The organism is Peptostreptococcus porci, assembly GCF_009695815.1.
GTDB lineage: Bacteria > Bacillota > Clostridia > Peptostreptococcales > Peptostreptococcaceae > Peptostreptococcus > Peptostreptococcus porci.
In genome coordinates, this window is sequence record NZ_VUNE01000002.1 from 40,535 (window position 1) to 59,900 (window position 19,366).

The 19,366-nt window shown below is 32.7% G+C and carries 20 protein-coding genes; all 20 read right to left on the bottom strand.

What is annotated here, in order from left to right; genetic code table 11:
- Positions 1-2 precede the first annotated feature (2 nt).
- Complete coding sequence (locus FYJ71_RS04235) at positions 3-1,253, bottom strand: M16 family metallopeptidase (RefSeq protein ID WP_321056127.1); 1,251 nt, start codon at positions 1,251-1,253, stop codon at positions 3-5.
- A gap of 278 nt (positions 1,254-1,531) precedes the next feature.
- Positions 1,532-3,628, bottom strand: a complete 2,097-nt coding sequence (pnp, locus tag FYJ71_RS04240; protein WP_154537584.1) for a polyribonucleotide nucleotidyltransferase — start codon at positions 3,626-3,628, stop codon at positions 1,532-1,534.
- Between the two features lie 21 nt (positions 3,629-3,649).
- Positions 3,650-4,495: a DegV family protein gene (locus FYJ71_RS04245; RefSeq protein WP_154537585.1), complete on the bottom strand. Its 846-nt coding sequence runs from the start codon at positions 4,493-4,495 to the stop codon at positions 3,650-3,652.
- Between the two features lie 112 nt (positions 4,496-4,607).
- Positions 4,608-5,177: a sugar O-acetyltransferase gene (locus FYJ71_RS04250; RefSeq protein ID WP_154537586.1), complete on the bottom strand. Its 570-nt coding sequence runs from the start codon at positions 5,175-5,177 to the stop codon at positions 4,608-4,610.
- A 216-nt stretch (positions 5,178-5,393) separates the two neighbouring features.
- Positions 5,394-6,482 carry a uroporphyrinogen decarboxylase family protein gene (locus tag FYJ71_RS04255; RefSeq protein ID WP_154537587.1) on the bottom strand — a complete coding sequence of 363 codons (1,089 nt, stop codon included), beginning with the start codon at positions 6,480-6,482 and terminating at the stop codon, positions 5,394-5,396.
- Between the two features lie 192 nt (positions 6,483-6,674).
- Positions 6,675-6,932 (bottom strand): 30S ribosomal protein S15, encoded by a 258-nt coding sequence (rpsO, locus tag FYJ71_RS04260; protein ID WP_091995432.1) that lies wholly within the window; start codon positions 6,930-6,932, stop codon positions 6,675-6,677.
- A 453-nt stretch (positions 6,933-7,385) separates the two neighbouring features.
- On the bottom strand, positions 7,386-7,895 hold the full coding sequence (locus tag FYJ71_RS04265; RefSeq protein ID WP_154537588.1) for a hypothetical protein: 510 nt from the start codon (positions 7,893-7,895) through the stop codon (positions 7,386-7,388).
- A gap of 167 nt (positions 7,896-8,062) precedes the next feature.
- The gene (locus FYJ71_RS04270; RefSeq protein ID WP_154537589.1) at positions 8,063-8,275 is read right to left on the bottom strand and encodes a hypothetical protein; all 213 of its coding nucleotides are present in this window, start codon (positions 8,273-8,275) and stop codon (positions 8,063-8,065) included.
- Positions 8,276-8,576: 301 nt separating this feature from the next.
- On the bottom strand, positions 8,577-9,938 hold the full coding sequence (locus tag FYJ71_RS04275) for a sensor histidine kinase (RefSeq protein WP_154537590.1): 1,362 nt from the start codon (positions 9,936-9,938) through the stop codon (positions 8,577-8,579).
- Positions 9,939-9,964: 26 nt separating this feature from the next.
- Positions 9,965-10,672, bottom strand: a complete 708-nt coding sequence (locus FYJ71_RS04280; RefSeq protein WP_154537591.1) for a response regulator transcription factor — start codon at positions 10,670-10,672, stop codon at positions 9,965-9,967.
- Positions 10,673-10,917: 245 nt separating this feature from the next.
- Positions 10,918-11,865, bottom strand: a complete 948-nt coding sequence (locus FYJ71_RS04285; RefSeq protein ID WP_154537592.1) for a bifunctional riboflavin kinase/FAD synthetase — start codon at positions 11,863-11,865, stop codon at positions 10,918-10,920.
- 10 nt (positions 11,866-11,875) lie between these two features.
- The gene (gene truB / locus FYJ71_RS04290) at positions 11,876-12,859 is read right to left on the bottom strand and encodes a tRNA pseudouridine(55) synthase TruB (protein WP_154537593.1); all 984 of its coding nucleotides are present in this window, start codon (positions 12,857-12,859) and stop codon (positions 11,876-11,878) included.
- Positions 12,849-13,844, bottom strand: a complete 996-nt coding sequence (locus tag FYJ71_RS04295) for a DHH family phosphoesterase (protein WP_154537594.1) — start codon at positions 13,842-13,844, stop codon at positions 12,849-12,851. Before FYJ71_RS04295 ends, truB begins: the two co-directional genes overlap by 11 nt.
- Before the next feature lie 73 nt (positions 13,845-13,917).
- Positions 13,918-14,256 (bottom strand): 30S ribosome-binding factor RbfA, encoded by a 339-nt coding sequence (gene rbfA / locus FYJ71_RS04300; RefSeq protein ID WP_091995749.1) that lies wholly within the window; start codon positions 14,254-14,256, stop codon positions 13,918-13,920.
- Positions 14,257-14,305: 49 nt separating this feature from the next.
- A complete protein-coding gene (infB, locus tag FYJ71_RS04305; RefSeq protein ID WP_154537595.1) occupies positions 14,306-16,246 on the bottom strand; it encodes a translation initiation factor IF-2 in 1,941 nt (646 codons plus the stop codon).
- Between the two features lie 58 nt (positions 16,247-16,304).
- The gene (locus FYJ71_RS04310) at positions 16,305-16,619 is read right to left on the bottom strand and encodes a L7Ae/L30e/S12e/Gadd45 family ribosomal protein (protein WP_154537596.1); all 315 of its coding nucleotides are present in this window, start codon (positions 16,617-16,619) and stop codon (positions 16,305-16,307) included.
- A gap of 11 nt (positions 16,620-16,630) precedes the next feature.
- The gene (rnpM, locus tag FYJ71_RS04315; protein WP_154537597.1) at positions 16,631-16,915 is read right to left on the bottom strand and encodes an RNase P modulator RnpM; all 285 of its coding nucleotides are present in this window, start codon (positions 16,913-16,915) and stop codon (positions 16,631-16,633) included.
- A gap of 17 nt (positions 16,916-16,932) precedes the next feature.
- Positions 16,933-18,210 (bottom strand): transcription termination factor NusA, encoded by a 1,278-nt coding sequence (nusA, locus tag FYJ71_RS04320; RefSeq protein ID WP_154537598.1) that lies wholly within the window; start codon positions 18,208-18,210, stop codon positions 16,933-16,935.
- Positions 18,211-18,231: 21 nt separating this feature from the next.
- Positions 18,232-18,699, bottom strand: coding sequence for a ribosome maturation factor RimP (locus FYJ71_RS04325; RefSeq protein ID WP_154537599.1), 468 nt, complete (start codon positions 18,697-18,699; stop codon positions 18,232-18,234).
- 162 nt (positions 18,700-18,861) lie between these two features.
- Positions 18,862-19,122, bottom strand: coding sequence for a type II toxin-antitoxin system RelB/DinJ family antitoxin (locus tag FYJ71_RS04330; RefSeq protein WP_154537600.1), 261 nt, complete (start codon positions 19,120-19,122; stop codon positions 18,862-18,864).
- Between the last annotated feature and the right edge of the window lie 244 nt (positions 19,123-19,366).

Consider the following 19,366-nt stretch of genomic DNA (forward strand, 5'->3'; position numbering starts at 1 on the left):
TATCACCTCAATTTCATTATAGGCTCTACATTCCTGCCTGTAATTCCAATAGACATCGGATTGCTAAAAATTATATCTATAACATTCCTCATATAATCAATATCAATACTGTCGACATATTCAACTATCTCTTCAATATTTTTCAATCTCTGACCATTTATTTCATACTCACCTATCAATAGCATTCTATCCTCAGTGTCTTCAACGTTCATCATTGCAGATCCTTTATACTGCTCCTTTGCAAAATTCAACTCGAAATCTGACACATATTCTCTTTTTATCAATTCAATTTCCTCAAGAATCAATTTATAGACCTCCAGAAGATTCTCAGTTGCAACGCTTGCGAATATTCCAAACTCAGAACCATTTACATAAAAATTGTCTGCCGAATAAATGCTGTACGTCAATCCCTTTTCCTCTCTTATCTTTTGAAATAGCCTCGAGCTTGGAGAATTTCCAAAAATATTTCCAAGTATTTTAATCGACACAAAATCCTTGTAATTCTCATCCATAAGTGATTTGAACAAAATCGCTATATTTGATTGCTCATCATCCCTGTTTTCCACAAAATCCACTGGTAAAAATTCCTGTCCTTCCCTTACGCCCAGAACATTTCCACTTTTCCAGTCGCCAAAATAATCTTCAATCAGCATTGTAATCTCATCAAAGTCAAAATTACCACTTACAACAACAACTGAGTTATTTGGCAAGTAGTTATTATAGAAAAAATCCACTATCTTATCTCTATTTATATTATTTACGCTCTCTTCAGTCCCCAGAATACTTCTTCCAGCCCCCTTATTGTTGTAGGTAACGTTCAATAGCTTTTCGTAAAGATAATCCTCTGGAGAATCGTTATACATTTTTATTTCTTCGCTGATGACAGATTTTTCCTTTTTTATATCATCATCGTCAAAAACTGAGTTTTTGATAATGTCACTTAAAACCTCAATCCCTCTTTCAATGTGGTTGTATGGCATCTTAACATGATAACACGTGTTGTCCTGTGTAGTAAATGCGTTAATATTGCCACCATAATAATCTATATCATTTGAAATCTTCTTTGCACTTCTATTCTTTGTACCTTTGAAAAGCATATGTTCAATAAAATGTGCTATTCCAAAATTACTCTCGTCTTCCATTCTTGAACCAGTATTAATCCATACCCCCAGTGAAACTGAATGCACATACGGTACTTCATCTCCGACTATTCTCAGTCCATTTTCTAAAGTTTTATATTTTATATTTATCACCTCTGCTTGATTTTACATACACTACTTGCATTTTATGATTATATCATATTTTACGACAAATTACTTAACTTATACTAATTTATCACAAATATCATATCAAAATAGAATAAATATAAATATGTAAATCATCAAACACACATATTTTAGTATTTCAAAATAAAATAGACGCCTCATGACGCCTATTTTATCAATTTTATAAAATTTGCATATTACAGTTTAATGTATGCTTGATTACACTTCAATATATGCATTGCTACACTTTAATGTGTACTTAATGCTTATTTGTTATTTTTGATGGCTTTTACAGAAAGATTTATCCTTTCCTTATCATCAATTTCAGTAACCATAACATCTATTTCATCATCAATAGCCAAAACATCTTCAACTTTTTCAACTCTCTTTGATGAAATTTGAGAAATGTGAAGCAATCCTTGCTTTCCTGGTAATATCTCAACGAAGGCTCCAAATTTTTCCAATCTAACAACTCTTCCCTTGTATATTTTTCCAGGCTCTGCTTCAGCAACAATTTCTTCTATCATAGCCTTCGCCTTGTTAATCATTTCTGATTCCACACCAACGATAAATACTTCTCCAGTTTGTTCAATATCTATCTTAACTCCTGTTTCATCTATGATCTTGTTAATCATCTTTCCACCAGGTCCAATTACATCTCTAATCTTGTCAGGATTAATAGTCATCTTCTCTATCTTTGGAGCATATGGAGAAAGCTCTGGCTTTGGTTCACTTATAACCTTCTTCATTTCATTCAGTATGTGAATTCTACCTTCCTTTGCTTGCTTCAATGCCTGTCTAAGTATCGTTTCATCTATACCGGCAATTTTTATGTCCATCTGGATGGCAGTTACACCCTTTTCAGTTCCTGCAACCTTAAAGTCCATATCACCCAAGTGGTCTTCCATTCCTTGAATATCAGAAAGCACTGCAACCTTATCATGATGCTTAATAAGCCCCATCGCTATACCAGCAACCATATCCCTAATCGGAACACCGGCATCCAATAATGAAAGCGTTGATGCACAGACAGATGCCTGAGAAGTAGATCCATTTGAGCTCAATACCTCTGATACCAATCTGATAGCATAAGGGAAATCCTCCTGTGGTGGAATAACTGGAACCAATGCTCTCTCAGCCAACGCACCATGACCTATTTCTCTTCTTCCTGGACCTCTTGAAGGTCTAGTTTCTCCAACAGAGTATGAAGGGAAATTGTAGTGATGCATATATCTCTTATTGTCTTCTTCATCTAATCCATCCAGTTTTTGAACATCTCCCAATGCACCTAATGTAGTCACATTAAGAACCTGAGTCTGTCCTCTTGTAAATATAGCAGAGCCGTGAGTTCTTGGAATCATACCAGTTTCACACCAGATATTTCTAATTTCATCCAAAGCTCTATTATCAGGTCTTACATTTTCGTCTACTATAAGGCTTCTAACTTCATCCTTTATTATTGCATGAAGAATGTCTTCAATATCTCCAGCAACCTCTTCAAAATCTTCAAGTGTTTCCTCAAAATGAGCTAGAGTTTCCGCACTTACTGCGTCCATTTTTTCTGTTCTTTCCATTTTTTCAACAGTTTTAACAGCCTCACGCATTTTTAATCTTGCAAATTCATTTACTTTTGCTTCTAATTCTTCACAAGGAATATGTAGTTCGACAACAGCTTTCTCATGACCAACCTCTGATACTATATTTTCAATAAATTCTACAATCTTCTTTATTTCTTCATGAGCAAATAAAATTGCTTCCAATACTTTTTCGTCAGCTACTTCATCAGCACCTGCTTCAACCATCATTATTGCGTCCTTTGTACCTGACACAACCAAGTGTAGTGAGCTTTTTTCTCTCTGCTCTTGATTAGGGTTGACAACAAATTCTCCATCAACCATTCCTATCAGCACAGAACCAGTTGGCCCATTGAATGGTATATCAGAAATTGATAGTGCTATCGATGAACCAATCATTGCCACGATATCAGGAGTACAGTCTTGATCTACAGAAAGAACTGTAGCGACTACTTGAACATCATTTCTAAATCCATCTGGAAATAGAGGTCTAATAGGTCTATCTATCAATCTTGAAGTAAGCACTGCCTTTTCAGAGGGCTTACCTTCTCTTTTCAAAAATCCACCAGGTATTTTACCAACTGAGTATAATTTTTCTTCAAAGTCTACACTTAGTGGGAAAAAGTCTATCCCATCTCTAGGTTGAGCTGATTTTGTAACATTTACCATCAACATAGTATCGCCATATCTGATAATACAGTTACCGTTTGTCATTTCGCATATCTTGCCAATTTCAACAGAAAGCTTTCTTCCAGCTAATTCTGTTTCAAAAATTCTATGTTCGAACATAGTTTCCTCCTCGATTACTTCTTACTTTGAAAAGCTTATCGCCACAATATCTGGACCAGTATGTGAGCAAATACATACCCCTCCTTTGGTTACCATAAGTCTTTTCACTTTTCCATTTAATTTTTCTTCAACTTCTTTTTTTAATTTATTAAAGTCATCCAAATTGCAACCATAACCAATTGTCACAGTCAACTGACTCAAGTTGTCCTTATTTTTCTCAATCACCAAATCAACGAGATTCGCCACTAATTTTTTTATTCCTCTAACCTTGGCCTCCAAGTTTATCTCTCCGTCTTTCATCTTGAAAATGGGCTTAATATTAAGCATTGACCCTATCAAAGCAGTTGCCATCGGAACTCTCCCACTTTTCTTCAAGAAATCGAAGCTAGCAGGAGCGAATAATATTTCTACGCTATCCCTGATTTCGTCTAATTTTTCAACGATTTCTTCAATAGAAAGTCCTTCTTCTATCATGTCACATGCTCTGATAACATACTGTCCAGCGCCCAAAGATAACTGCTCTGTGTCGAAGATATGGACGTCTCCATCAATATCTTTTTTCGCCAAAACAGCACTCTGATATGTACCGGATTTTGTAGATGATCCAGCAATATATAATATTTTTTTGCCTTGATTTATGTTTTTTTCAAATATTTCAATAAACTGTCCATAAGTCGCTTGCGAAGTTTTTGGTATATCTTCCATTTCCATAACAACTTTGTAGAATTCTTCTTTGCTAATATCTACTCCATCTTTGTATTCCTTACCGTCCATAATCAAGGTAAGCGGAACAACTTCAAGGTATTCCTTTGCCTGAATTTCATCAGGAATATCAGACAAACTGTCACATATTAATTTTATATCCAAAATAATACCTCCAATCAAAAAATAGATTTTTTTCTATTAAGGAACATAAGTCTACATGGTGTATTATAGCATTTTAACAGATTTATATCAACATTTAATTGAAATACAAGCATTATAAAACTTGCTTTCCATCAATTTTTTTTACAACTTTACACGGATTTCCAAGAGCTACAGAATCATCTTCAATATCTTTTGTAACCACACTTCCAGCACCAATTACCACATTATTTCCAATACTAACACCCGGCATTACATGAACTCCTGCGCCAATCCACACATCATTCCCTACAGTTATCGGCTTTGCATACTCTATCCCAACTCTTCTAATCTCTGGATCAAATGGATGACCCGCAGTATAGAAACCACTGTTTGGACCAATAAATACATTATCTCCAAAAGTTACCTTTGCACAATCAAGAATTATTAGGTTATGATTTGAAAAAAAATTATTTCCTATTTCGATATTATATCCGTAATCACACCAAAACGATGGAAGAATCGTGATGTTCTCTCCCATTTTTCCAATTATTTCATGCAATAATTTTCTCTGTTTTTCAGTGTCTGAGGGTCTTAGCATATTATAATCAAAGCACAATTCCTTGACTCTTTCTCTATCTTTACCTAGTTCAGAATCAGTTGCATCATATAATTCGCCACTTATCATTTTGTCTCTTTCAGTCATAGAATACCTCACTCTTATCTTATCTTATATTATTATTTTTCTTATATGATACCACAATGAATTGTATTTTGCATATTTTATATTGTTATTTTATATAGTTATTTTATATAGTTATTTTCCAAAATATTTACCAAAAATGTCTTTATATTATAAGCTTTTAGCCTTACTAAAAATATATTTCTATCATATACTTAAATACTCTTTAAAAATATTTTCCTACATAAGCTCCATGATACCTTTAGGCATTTGACCTAATTTTGCACCCCTGCTGTAAACAGTTGTGGCATTCACTAATGCCAGTAAATTTTCTCTAGGTGTCCCAACTGGTGTGGTACATCCCGGTGAAATAAAAAATCCTCTGGGATTGTCAGCACCTAACAAAATACATTGCTTTACATTTTCATCAACATCTGAAGGACTTCCTTTTCTAAGTGTATTCACTGGATCCACATTTCCAGTTATTCCCAACACATTTCCATACTGTTTTTTGATTTCAGTTATACTCTCGCAATTGTCTATCCACATACTTGAAATTCCAGCATCTACAACACCTTGCCATCTATCGTTTGTTTTACCGCATATATGGATAGATGTTCCGCCCTGAAACTTATTCATTCTTTCTACAGTTTGTTTTAAGTATGGGAAAAACAACTCATCAAATTGCTTTTTGCTAATCAATGCTCCTGATGCAACTGGCTCTGCAAGGCTAAATTTTACTCCAACTTTTTCATAAATTGCCTTTGAGCATTCAACAACCGCATCTGTGCAAAATTGCATCAATCTATGAACTCCATCTCTATCCTTTACAGAGGCTTTCAAAAATTTCTCAGTTCCAAAAATATTTGTCGCTGTCGTCAAAGGACCGGCAAGACCACTTCCGACGATTCTGACATCGCCATACAATTCCTGTAGTCTTCCCAACGCCTCCACTATTATCGGCAATCTACCATCCTTTTCAATGTTTGCATAGCTCATATTTTCAATATCTGATAATTTTTTTAGTACTGGCTCATCAACATAAGAAATACCATATTCTGGATAAACCAGCTTCGATCCTAAAGCTTCAGCCAAAGATCGAAGCCCCAAGCCAATCCCCATGTTATCTGCCGCAAAATCTCTAGCCAAATTACTTTCAACCTCTACCATTTTATCAGCCGAAAAATAAAAATCTCTCATTGAAATTCCGTATAGAGGTGACGATGTCTCACTCGCACTGTTGAAAACAGGTAATCTATCAACTTCTTCGCCTTTCATATATGCCATCATTCTTTCCTTTGGGTTCATTTCTGGAACAATTAATTTCATCACAATAGCCTCCTAAAAACACAAATTTATTCATCTAAATATATTTTATCAGAATATGTTATTTTAGAAACAAATTATAGCTCATAATAGGAAATATCAATAAACACGATTTAAAATATTATTATTCTCTATCTATTAAAATAAATCTGTACATAAAAATAGGCCGCCGAAATCGACAGCCTACAATATTTATTATTTTCTTAGTCCTAATCTAGCAATTAGAGCTCTATAACCTTCAAGATCATTTTTCTTTAAATAACCTAGTAAGTTTCTTCTTCTACCAACCATCTTCAAAAGACCTCTTCTTGAATGATGATCTTTCTTGTGAACCTTTAAGTGTTCGTTTAGTTCATTAATTCTAGCTGTTAATAAAGCTATCTGTACTTCTGGAGAACCAGTATCTCCTTCTTTTCTTCCAAAATCTTTGATTATTTGTTCTTTGTTTACCATTTTTTAAAATCCTCCTAAATTATAATCGCCTAAAGCTAAGCCTTGATTGGAGATTTCATAAGCCGAGCTTAGGTTTAAACCTCAATCATTATACCACATTAAAAATCATTTTTCAATACATAAGATGTGTTTCTATTACAATGTTTCTTATTTGTCAACACATATGTTACACTAATAAGAAAGCTTTTTCGTCCAAATTGTCAATATAGTTAATTTTATGCATCTGCTTTTTTGTTAAGCTTCTGAGTATGTACATAATTTTCATCCAAAAATATGTGACGCTCTTTCGAGTGAAATTATTGCCTCCCAAATACACCACTATGCTTCAATTGTAATGCAATACATCTTATGCATACGATTTATTTTTATTCATTTATATTTTCCCTTGTGTCAATGATATCTGCCCTCCACCAGTCGTAACACTAAAATTAAATGGGCTTAAATATTAAATCATTATTTTAAAACCGCATAGTATTCTTCCATACTACACTCTTCGATTTTTACATTATTTGAAATACCTATGTAATACTCAATTTTATACTTACTTTTAGTCATATTGCTCAAATTCACTATTTTTTTTATATTGTTAGGCAAATCATCATAGCAAATTGGTTCTAAGTAAAAATAAAAACCATCTTTATCAATTTCATAGTTTTCTGTTTTACCTTTAAAAAACTCATCTACCTCAGCACTATCATTAAATATTAGTATCGATGAATTTGAAATAGTTGACATATTCATCCATCCAATTGAAATCCTATTAATATCATTATCTTTTTTATAACTTAGTACGTCCAGTAGAAGATTTAATATATATACTTTTTTTGAATCAATATGTTTCATGTTCCATTCTTCAAAGGAATATGGCACATAAATCTCATTTATATGGTTATTCATTTTCATATTATTGATTTCTATAGGTATTTTTTTCCAAAGCCTACTTACAAATCTATTTTTTTTCATAAAATCATCTCTCTTTTTGTAAAACTTGAGTTAAAAGTACTATTTTGATAAAATTTTTCCATTTCCATCTGTTGAAGCTTTTCTTTTTCCTTATTTACATCTTCAATCTAAAAATTAAAGGATTCGAAGTCAAGGAGAAAAGCTGTGCATACAACCTTTCCATTTAACTACCACTTGTCCTTAAATGTACTTATTAAAGATAACACCCCTATACTTGACATCACAAAAAATATTGTTATTTTCAAATACTTAATTACACTCTCAACTATTATCACATCAGGCGTAGTTTCAAGTTTTGACTTCAAATCAAATTCAACAAGCAAAATGCTAATAACTAAACAGAAATACAATGCGTACATAACTATACTAGTTTTTTTCACAATTATCTCCCCCTATCTATTAATATAATATTTTTCATATTCAAAGCATTTTTATATTTGGATTTATTAGATTATTTCGAAATAATATTTTCACTATTTACTATTCTATCTTCACCATATCTTAACAGAGATTTTCTTCTCTATTCTCTATTTTCTATCATTATAGCATTATTCTTAAAAATTATTTATTAATTTTTCTTAATTTTTGAGTTTGGCAATCTTAAAAATTTTTAATATCTACTCAACCAAAAATGTGTTATAATAAGAAGAATTTGAGTGCAGCATTCTATCTTTTTAACTATTAACACTGTATTTTAAATGCAAGCATTATAAAATATTCCTTACCGACCATATCATCACATTTATTTCCATGCTCACTATTTGTATCAATACAATATCCATCCATGTACTTCATCATTGTTTTTATATTTTCAACACCAACCTTTGTTCCTTTTATCTTGAGAACTTCATTAGAAACTTTATTTCTAAAATACAATCTATACTCACAATCGTTAAAGTTAGATTCAATTACTATCGGTTCATCCTTCGCAGCATACTTATTGATATTCGATAGTATGTTTGACATTATTCTGTTCAAGAGAACATGCGAGATCTTCACACATTGTTCCCCGAATTCAAAATTTTCAATTACAACGTTAAAACCACTTCTCAGCAAATCTATATACATTTCTGAAACATATTCTCCAACAGATGTTTCTATCAAATCTGTATAAACATCCTGCATAGCACTATCGTTTTTTACAATAAAGTATTCAAATAGTTGTTCTGAAAGCATTCCTATATCTGCTACTTTATCTGATATTCTTTCGATAATATCAGATAAATCTTTATTGGTATTTTTTTGCTTTAAAACCTCAATATAGTTTGATAGACCTGTCATCGGTGTTCTAAGATCATGAGTCATACCTGTTACCAACTTTTCTTGCTCTTTATTAAGGTCAATCTCTCTTTTTTCTTTTTCCGAAATTGTAGTTCTCATTGAACTAAGGGTGTGTGCCAGATTAGTAATCTCATTCTCTCCTCTGATTGTAAAATCATTGTCCAATTCATTTTTTTCAAACAAGGCTACTTCATCACTAAGAATATTTATATAATTAATTTCGTCTTTAAATTTTTTCATAAAAATTAGCGTATAACAAATGACGCCAACGGCTGCCGAAAAAATTAACGTAAAATTTTTCAATTCAAAATAATAATCTGTCAAGAAATACACCCTAAGTGCCTTTCCATCAGAAAATTTGATCAACCTATTGTAGCTTGATATTATATTCATTTCTTTTGGCGTGCTTTGAATCTCTTTATAAATATCTTTTTTACTATGTTTTTCCCTTGTAGATTGACTTTCAACTCCATCACTGTATACCAATTTATTTTCATCAAATATTATCAGTTCTATGAAAGACTTGTTATGACTCCATTCACTAATTTTTTTATTATCTGTTGATATCACGTTTTTACTTTCGACATAGCTTTGAAGGTCATTAGCACATTCTTCCTCATAATACGTTGCTATTGCTTCATAATTAAAATTATGTACCTCTAGTAAAAGAATATATACCAAAATCCCAATAAGAGCTGCATAATATAAACTTTTAAAAATTATATTATTAATTTGTTTAGAGAGTGTACTTCTTGATTTCATATTTTTATCCCCACAAAATATATATTCTAACCAATATAGTATCCCTTGCCCCACGTAGTCTTAATGTATTCCGGTTTTTTTCCAGTATCGCCAAGCTTAATCCTCAAATTTCTTATATGAACCATGATGCTATTTGATGTGTACTGATGGCACAATTCGCCCCAAATTTTTTCATATATTTCGTTTGCCGACATACAGCTTGGAGAATTTTCAATCATTACTAGCAGTATTCTGTATTCAACTTCGGTGCAACAAACTTTTTTTTCATTTAATAACACCTCATTGATATCTTTGTTTACTAGCAGGTCTTTATATCTATGATATTCGTAAATTTGATATGATTCCCTTCGCTGACTGCCATTATATACATACTGCCTTCTCAAAATTGCTTTTATTTTTGCGAGCAGCTCCGTATACGAAAACGGTTTCACGATATAGTCATCTCCACCTGCTGACAACCCCATTATCTTATCTGATTCAGATGTCCTTGCACTTATAAACAAAATTGGCATAGTATATTTTTCTCTGACTTCTCTACAGAATTGAATACCAGACTTGCCTGGCATCATCACGTCAAGAATAATAATATCAATATCCTTATTTTGTTCTATTATATCAGTTCCTTCCTCAGCGTCCCCAGCTAAAAATATTTCATAATCCTCTGAATCAATAATCATTTTTATACTTTCTCTTATATCCAAATCGTCATCTACAATCAATATTTTCTTTTTCACTGATTATCTCCCCCAATTCATTCAAATTACCCCATTATAACTATTTTAACATATATATACTGTCTTTAAAATACGTGGTTATAAAATAAATATAATAACAATAAATATAATAACAATAAATATAATAACAATAAATATAATAACCATTGCAATTATGATTCAAACACCAAAACATAAAAATAGAGAAGGCTAATTTTATCCTTCTCTAAATTGCTAGCTATATTTATTGTTCATCCTATATACATTTATTCTGTAAATGCGTGTTTCTTTAGATGCTCGATATAGTTTTTTCTGACATAGTCGACATCTTGTTCAAGCTGTTGCTTCAGATCTTCTTTGGAGTTGAACTTTATTTCTTCTCTTATCTTTTCTACAAATTCAATCCTAAGGCTTTCACCATATATATCCTCATCAAAATCTAGGATATATGTTTCAATACTCAGTTTTTTGCCATTAACGGTTGGATTTGTACCCACATTTGTGGCGCCACAATAAATAACATCACCTATTTTTGCAATAGTTGCATAAATACCCTTATCCGGCAAAACCATGCCAGAATCATACTTAATATTTGCAGTTGGAAAACCTATTGTTCTACCGATTTGCCTCGCCCTCACAACTTCTCCCTCAATAGCATAATATCGCCCAAGCAATTTCTTTGCTCCAACGACATCTCCACTGGAAATCATCGCTCTAATATCAGTAGAGCTCACTCTCTTTCCATTCAGGATAACTGGGGTAACAACCTCTACGTCATATCCGTATTTTTCTTTAAAATTGATCAATACGTCTGCATTTCCTTCTTTTTTTCTAGCAAAAGAAAAATCATGTCCGACAATAATCATTTTTGCATTTAGTTTTTCTACCAAAATTTGTCGTATATAATCCTCAGCACTAATTTTCGTCATATCCTCATTGAATGGAATATTTACCAAAATATCTACTCCTAGTGATTCCAAAATTTTTTTCTTATCCTCTGAAGATATTATATTCTTTACATATCCCGACTTAAAAAAATTCACAGGATGATTCGAAAATGTGAAAACCACACTCTTTAAATTATTCTTTTTTGAATAGTTGACAGCTCTTTTCATCAGGGTCTGATGCCCTTTATGCACTCCATCGAAATTTCCAATGGTTATACATGTGCTGTCAGTCACATTTATATCGTCAATACGCTCATATACCACCATATTTACACCATTATCCTATATTAAAAATTTTTTCACTTTTCACAGTCAGAGTATCATTTTCCAAATGAAGCTTTCCTATCCCAATAAATTCATTTTCATTCGAATACACTCTTACTCTGTATATTTTATCACAATTTTGACATTTTGAACTATCAAAAAGAAATTCTCTCACACTGTTGGGATCGAAATCAAATTCAATAAATCTGTTCATCTCAATTTTTCCGCCATTAGAATAGTATTTTACGGCGTTGTCCTTCAGCTTCAAAAATGGAAATTCAGATAGTGTTTCCTCTACAGAATAACTGTGATCAAAAACCTCTTTATCTTCAAAATATTTATGCAGCTCTTCAAGCGTAATAGAGTCTTCTATTTTGAAAATACCACTTTTTGTCCTAATTAAATCAGACATATGTGCACCAACTCCAAGAATTTTTCCAACGTCATGACAAATACTTCTAATATATGTTCCCTTACTACAATGAACCTCAAATCTCACTCTTGGTAAATGAATATCCAATACAGTAATTTCGAATATTTCAACCTTTCTTGACTTTATTACAATTGAATCTGTATTTCCACTTCTAGCGATATCGCACATTTTTTTCCCATTTACCTTTAATGCTGAATAAATAGGAGGATATTGATCAATAACCCCAGATTGAGTTTTTAGAGCCTTTATTACATCCTCTTCTGTTATACTTGAAGTATCAGCTTCATTTACTATTGTTCCACTAGAATCATAGGTATCCGTTTCAATACCAATTGTCATTTCACAAATATATTTTTTGTCTTTGTTAAGAATTATATCACTCAGCTTTGTTGCTCTTCCTATACAAATCGGTAATACTCCTGTAGCATCTGGATCCAAAGTCCCAGTATGCCCAACTTTTTTTGTGTTAAATATTTTTCTCACTTTGTATACAACGTCATGAGATGTCATGCCTTTTGGTTTATTTATATTCACAACTCTATCAAATTTAATATTACTTTCCATTTTTAAAATACTCTTTCGCCTTTTCAATAATTTTGCTTTTTACAACTTCCAATTCTTCATCAATAAATGTACATCCAGCAGCTCTTATATGACCACCGCCTCCAAATTCAGACGCCAATTTTGAACAGTCAATATAATTTTTTGACCTAAAACTAACCTTGATTTCCCTCATTGATTTTTCTTTTATAAATATACCCAATTCTACGCCGTTTATATCTCTCGTATAAGGTGTAATTGCATCAATGTCATCGTATGATATACTATTTCTTTCCATCATAGCTTTTGTTACAGATATTATCGCTATATGTCCATCTACAACCTCTAAGCCATTCAATGCCTCACCCAAAATTTTATAATAGCTCAAGCTATTATTTTGAAATATTTGTTGAATAATCTCGTCTTTTCTTGCGCCAAAACCCAATAGCCTTGCAGCCATAGTAAGTGAACTTGATTCCGTATTTGAATATTGGAAGTTTCCAGTATCAGTGACAAGACCTACATATAAATATGTGGATATAAGCTCATCAAATATCGATACAGAGTATTTTTTTTCATATTCACTTATTATGTTATAAACCATCTCGCTTGTTGATGATGCCTTTGTATCAATATATTTTACTTCACTATATTCTCCATTAGTAATATGGTGATCAATGCAGATTATTTTTGATGCGTTTTCTAATATTTTTTTATCTATACAAATCCTTTCGTATGAGCCTGAATCAAGTGCAATAACAGTATGCCCACTATCATTGACATCAATTGATTTTTCTTTATTTTCCTTTAATAAAAACAGTAAGTTTTGTGGGTAATCGTCATCTAGAACATATCTCACTTTCTTTCCCAATTTTGTCAAAAAGTAAAACATTGCCATAGAGGAACCAATATTATCCCCATCTGGACTTACATGAGAAGTCACAATAAAATTATCTGATTTTTGTAAATTCTCAACAACATTATTTATTTCATCTATATTTCTAGTCATTTTTCCTCCAAATTTTATAAAAAAATAGATGGTAAAATACTTACCATCTATTTATTATAACACTAAATTTATCTTATTTGTTAAGATTCTTTATCAATTCATCCATGTGCATACCTCTCTCAATTGAATCATCAATTTTAAAGATTATCTCCGGAACATATCTTAGCTTTATTTCTTTACCAACCTCACGTCTAATATATCCCCTTGCACTGTTTAAACCTTCTAAGGATTCTTCTTTATTTCCTCCAAGAATACTAATGTATACAAAAGCATATCTCAAATCATTTGTTACTTCAACATCTGTAACACTAATCATAGAAGTTATTCTGGGATCTTTTATCCCATTGATAAGCATTACACTCACAACTTTTTTCACTTCTTCGCTTATTCTTTTTATTCTATTTGAAGCCATACTACACCTCTTTCTGAAAATAGTATATCATAGTTTCAAAATAATACTGTTATTCAATTGTTCTTTCTACAGCTTTGACAATGTATGCTTCAACTATATCTCCAACCTTGATATCGTTATAATTTACGAAGCTCAATCCACATTCAAATCCCTGTGCAACTTCCTTGACATCATCTTTGAATCTCTTCAATGCTGCCAATTCTCCTTCATGAATAATAATACCATCTCTTACTATTCTCACCTTACAATTTCTCATAATTTTTCCAGATAAAACATAGCAACCTGCCACTGTACCTACTCCAGAAATCTTATAAGTTTCTCTTATTTCAACCTTTCCTGTATCTTCATCGACATATTCAGGATCCAACATACCACTCATAGCCGCCTTGATATCTTCAATCGCTTTGTATATGATAGTGTATGTTCTTATATCAACAGATTCTTTTTCGGCTACCTGTTCAGATCCAGAAACCGGTCTAACGTTGAAACCAATTATGATAGCATTAGAAGCTGAGGCCAACAGAACGTCTGATTCTGTAATAGCACCAACACCACCATGTATCACTTTAATCTGAACTTCATCATTTGAAAGTTTTTCCAAGCTCTGCTTAACAGCTTGAACTGACCCTTGAACATCTGCCTTTATAACAATGTTCAAATCCTTTACCTTACCTTCACTCATCTGAGCAAAAAGTGCATCAAGAGAAATTTTAGAAGAAGATTTTAACATTTCTTCTCTTTGAAGAGCCTGTCTTTTTTCTGCTATCAATCTGGCTGTTTTATCATTTGGCACCTCCACAAATTGATCTCCACCAAAAGGAACCTCAGATAGACCTAGTATTTCAACTGCTGTAGAAGGACCTGCCTGTTTAACTCTCTTGCCTTTGTAGTTTATCATGGCTCTTACCTTACCACTAGCAACACCAGCAACTATTGGATCTCCGACTCTTAGAGTTCCACCTTGAACCAACACAGTCGCCACAGGTCCACGACCTTTGTCTAGCTCTGCCTCTATAACTGTTCCAACTGCTCTCTTGTTTGGATTTGCCTTTAATTCTTCAACTTCAGCAACCAAAAGAACCATTTCAAGCAACCCTTCAATGTTTATTCTTTTCTTTGCTGATACTTCAACAGAAATGACATCTCCACCCCAGTCTTCAACCAAAAGACCATGTTCAGATAACTCTTGCTTTACCTTATCTGGATTTGCACCTGGTTTATCAATTTTGTTAATTGCTATTATAATAGGTACATTTGCCGCCTTTGCGTGATTGATTGCTTCAACAGTCTGAGGCATTATCCCATCATCTGCTGCGACAACTAATATCGCAATATCGGTAACCTGTGCACCTCTCGCTCTCATTGAAGTAAAGGCCTCATGACCTGGAGTATCTAAAAATACTATCTTCTGACCGTTAATTTTAACCTCAGAAGCACCGATATGCTGAGTGATACCACCTGCTTCACCTGAAATAACATCTGTATCTCTTATTGCATCCAAAAGAGAAGTTTTTCCATGGTCAACATGACCCATAACTGTTACGACTGGAGGTCTTGGAACCAAATCTTTTTCATCATCTTCCTCTATATCCATCAATGCTTCAATTTCCAATTCTTCAACCTCAGATGAGTCATTTTTCATCAAGGTAAATCCAAATTCAGCACAAACCAAAGATGCAATATCAAAGCTTATCTCTTGATTTATCGTAGCCATCGTACCCATTTTCATCAACTTCATAATTACTTCTGAAGCAGATTTTCCCATACTTTCAGCCAAATCCTGAACAGTAATTTTGTTATCGACCTCGATAACATTTCCCTTTTCTTCTCTTATTTCTTCGTTTAGCATTTCTATAAATAATTGAAGATTTTCACCTTCTAAATGCTTATCGTCCACCATTTCAATACCAAAGTTTTCAATTTTTTTAAGTAGCTCTTTTTCGCTCAAATTATAATCTTCGGCAATATGTTTAATACTTGTCTTAGACATAAATACCACCTCCTAAATTTGCCCTGTAATATGTCCAAACAAAGATCTCAATTAATATTTATAACTCAATATTATCAATCAATTTTTTTATCTGCAAAGCCATATTTTTATCAGTTATTCCAACTACAGCTCTCGGGCTTTTTCCTATCGACTTACCCAATTCGGATTTCTCACCAAATATTATAAAATCAATATTTCTAAAGCTGCATTTGTCCATAAATAACTTTTTTGTGTTATCTGATGCGTCTTTGGCAATAACCACCAACGACACACTTTTTTTCTTTACACTTCTCAACGTAGTGTCGTCACCTGACACCAAATTGCCAGATCTCATACATAGACCCAACCATGAATATATCTTTTTCTTATCCATATAACAACTCACTAATCATTAGTAGAATCAATTTTTTCTAATTCATCCAACAAATGTGAATAAACGTCGTCTTCTACATCCATTTTAAAACTTCTATTAAATGCTTTTGTCTTGATAGCTTTAGAAAGGCATTCCTTTGTAGCACATACATAAGCACCTCTACCATTTGCTTTTCCACTTGGATCCAAAAATATTTCATTGTCTTTATTTTTGACAACTCTAATCAATCCCTTTTTATCTCCACGCTCTTGACAGGCAATACACTTTCTCTGAGGAATTTTTCTCTGTTTCTGCATAAAAACACCTCCCAAAATTAGATATTTTCAGTCTCAGCTTTTTCATCAGTTAAATCTTCAATGTACATTTCTTCATCTGATTCATCTTCAACAAAATCATTATTTAGAGAATCATCAGCTTCAAAATCAATCTCTTCATCTGAAAATTCACCTTCAAGCAAATCTTCTTCAATATCATCAGCTGCATTTTCTGCTGCCAAATTATCTATCTCTAGCTTTTCAAGAAGCAATCTTTCGTCTTCCTCACTAAAATCTGATTCTGGCTTAATATCAATCTTCCAGTTTGTAAGTCTAGCTGCCAATCTTGCATTTTGACCTTCTTTACCTATTGCAAGCGACAACTGGAAGTCTGGCACTATAACAACAGCAGATTTATCTTTATTGTTTACAAATACCTTTGTGACTTTTGAAGGACTCAATGAAGCCTCGATAAATTCAGCCATATCATCACTATATTTCACTATGTCTATCTTTTCGTCACCAAGCTCGTTTACTATATTTCTAACTCTAGATCCTTGAGTCCCTACACATGCCCCAATTGGATCTATCTTGCTGTCAACAGATCTAACTGCCATCTTAGTTCTTGATCCAGCCTCTCTTGACATAGACTTTATTTGCACAATACCATCTTGAATTTCTGGAACTTCCATTTCAAACAATCTCTTTACAAGTCCAAAATGAGCTCTTGAAATTATTATCTGAGGATTCTTGTTTGTCTTATTTACCTCAACGACATAGAACTTCATTGTTTTGCCAATTTTATATTCTTCCCCTGGAATCTGTTCGCTGTGTAGTAAAATTCCTTCGCCTTTTCCAATTTGAACATACACTATCTTCTTGCCATCACGAACAGTCACTCTAGATATCTCTCCTGTAACTAATTCATCCTGCTTCTCAACAAATTCGTTGTATGTCATTTCTCTCTCAGATTCTCTGATTTTTTGAACTACGATTTGCTTCGCTGTTTGAGCCGCAATTCTACCAAAATCCTTTGGAGTTACTTCAAACTCTAAAACATCTCCTATTTCATAATTCGGATTTACTTTTCTAGCTTCATCTAATTCAATTTCCAAAAAAGTATCATATAAATCTGATTCATCAACTACAGTTCTCTGTGAATAAACCTTGATATCGCCTGTTTCCTTGTTCATATCAACTCTTACATTCTGTGCAGAGCCAAAGTTTTTCTTATATGCAGAAGTCAAAGCTTGCTCAATAGTTTCTAATAGAACATCTCTGTCTATTCCTTTCTCTTTTACAAGTTCTCCAAGAGCTTGTATAAATTCTGTATTCATTTTACTTCATTTCCTCCATTATTAAAATTCAACTGCAAGACGAATTTGAGCTATCTCTTTTCTTGTAAGTATCTTTTCATTATCGTCATAAATCAGAACTACATTCCCAGCTTCATTTAATCCCTTTAAGGTAGCCTCAAATTGCTTTGTTTTTAAATCTTCATCATTTTTATATAGTTTCACTTCGACCTGTCTTCCGGAATATTTAGAGAATTCCTTATCTCTTTTCAATACTCTATCAATACCGGGAGAGCTTACTTCTAAGAAATAATTTTCTTCAATAAAATCTTTTTCATCCAATACCGGACTAATTTCTTTGCTTATCATCTCGCATTCATCAAGTCCTACACCTTTTTCACTATCCATTACTACTCTCAAGAAATAGACTCCAGCCTCTTTGACATATTCAACGTCAACAAGTTCAAAACCATGATTTTCAACCACTGGTAAAATCAATTCCTCAACTTTTTGTGCAATAGTTTTTTTCATCATCACACCTCCATATTCAGTTGTAAAATTTTCATTCGCATGAAAAAATGTGAGCCATTAATCGCCTCACATAAAAAAACAATATATTTGATATTATACCATTTTGTGTGGTTTAATACAAGTACTTAATCACATACGACAAAAAAATTCTATTTAACCTAATCAAGTCAAAATGCTACGACTTATATTTTTTCTATATTTTTCCAATTCCATATTAAGTTCATCCTTCGTCATGGAAGATATATCAAGCGGTTTTCTATAATTCAATCTCACATCAAAAGGAAGTCCCTGTTGCATAACCACTTGCTTATAAAACATAGTAATAGCACTTGATGGTGGTAGTCCTAAAGCATTTAATTTTTGCTCTGCTTGTTCCTTCAATGCCGGTTCAATACGTGCATATAAATTCGCTGTCTTAGCCATAAAATCACCTCTTTATTTGAGATAATTATACAACATTGTATTGGCATTTGCAAGTATACATCATCTTTCCTCTAATTTTAATCCTCTTCAATCAAACAAAAAAAATATTAGGTTTTTACCATTTCATTTCCCCTTAAATGAAAAGGTAAAAATTGAATTTGGATTGATTGCAATGGCACATAATTTAATAAAAATATGGCTCGATAGAGCCAAGTTAACCTATACAAAACTCATAAAGAGAGCA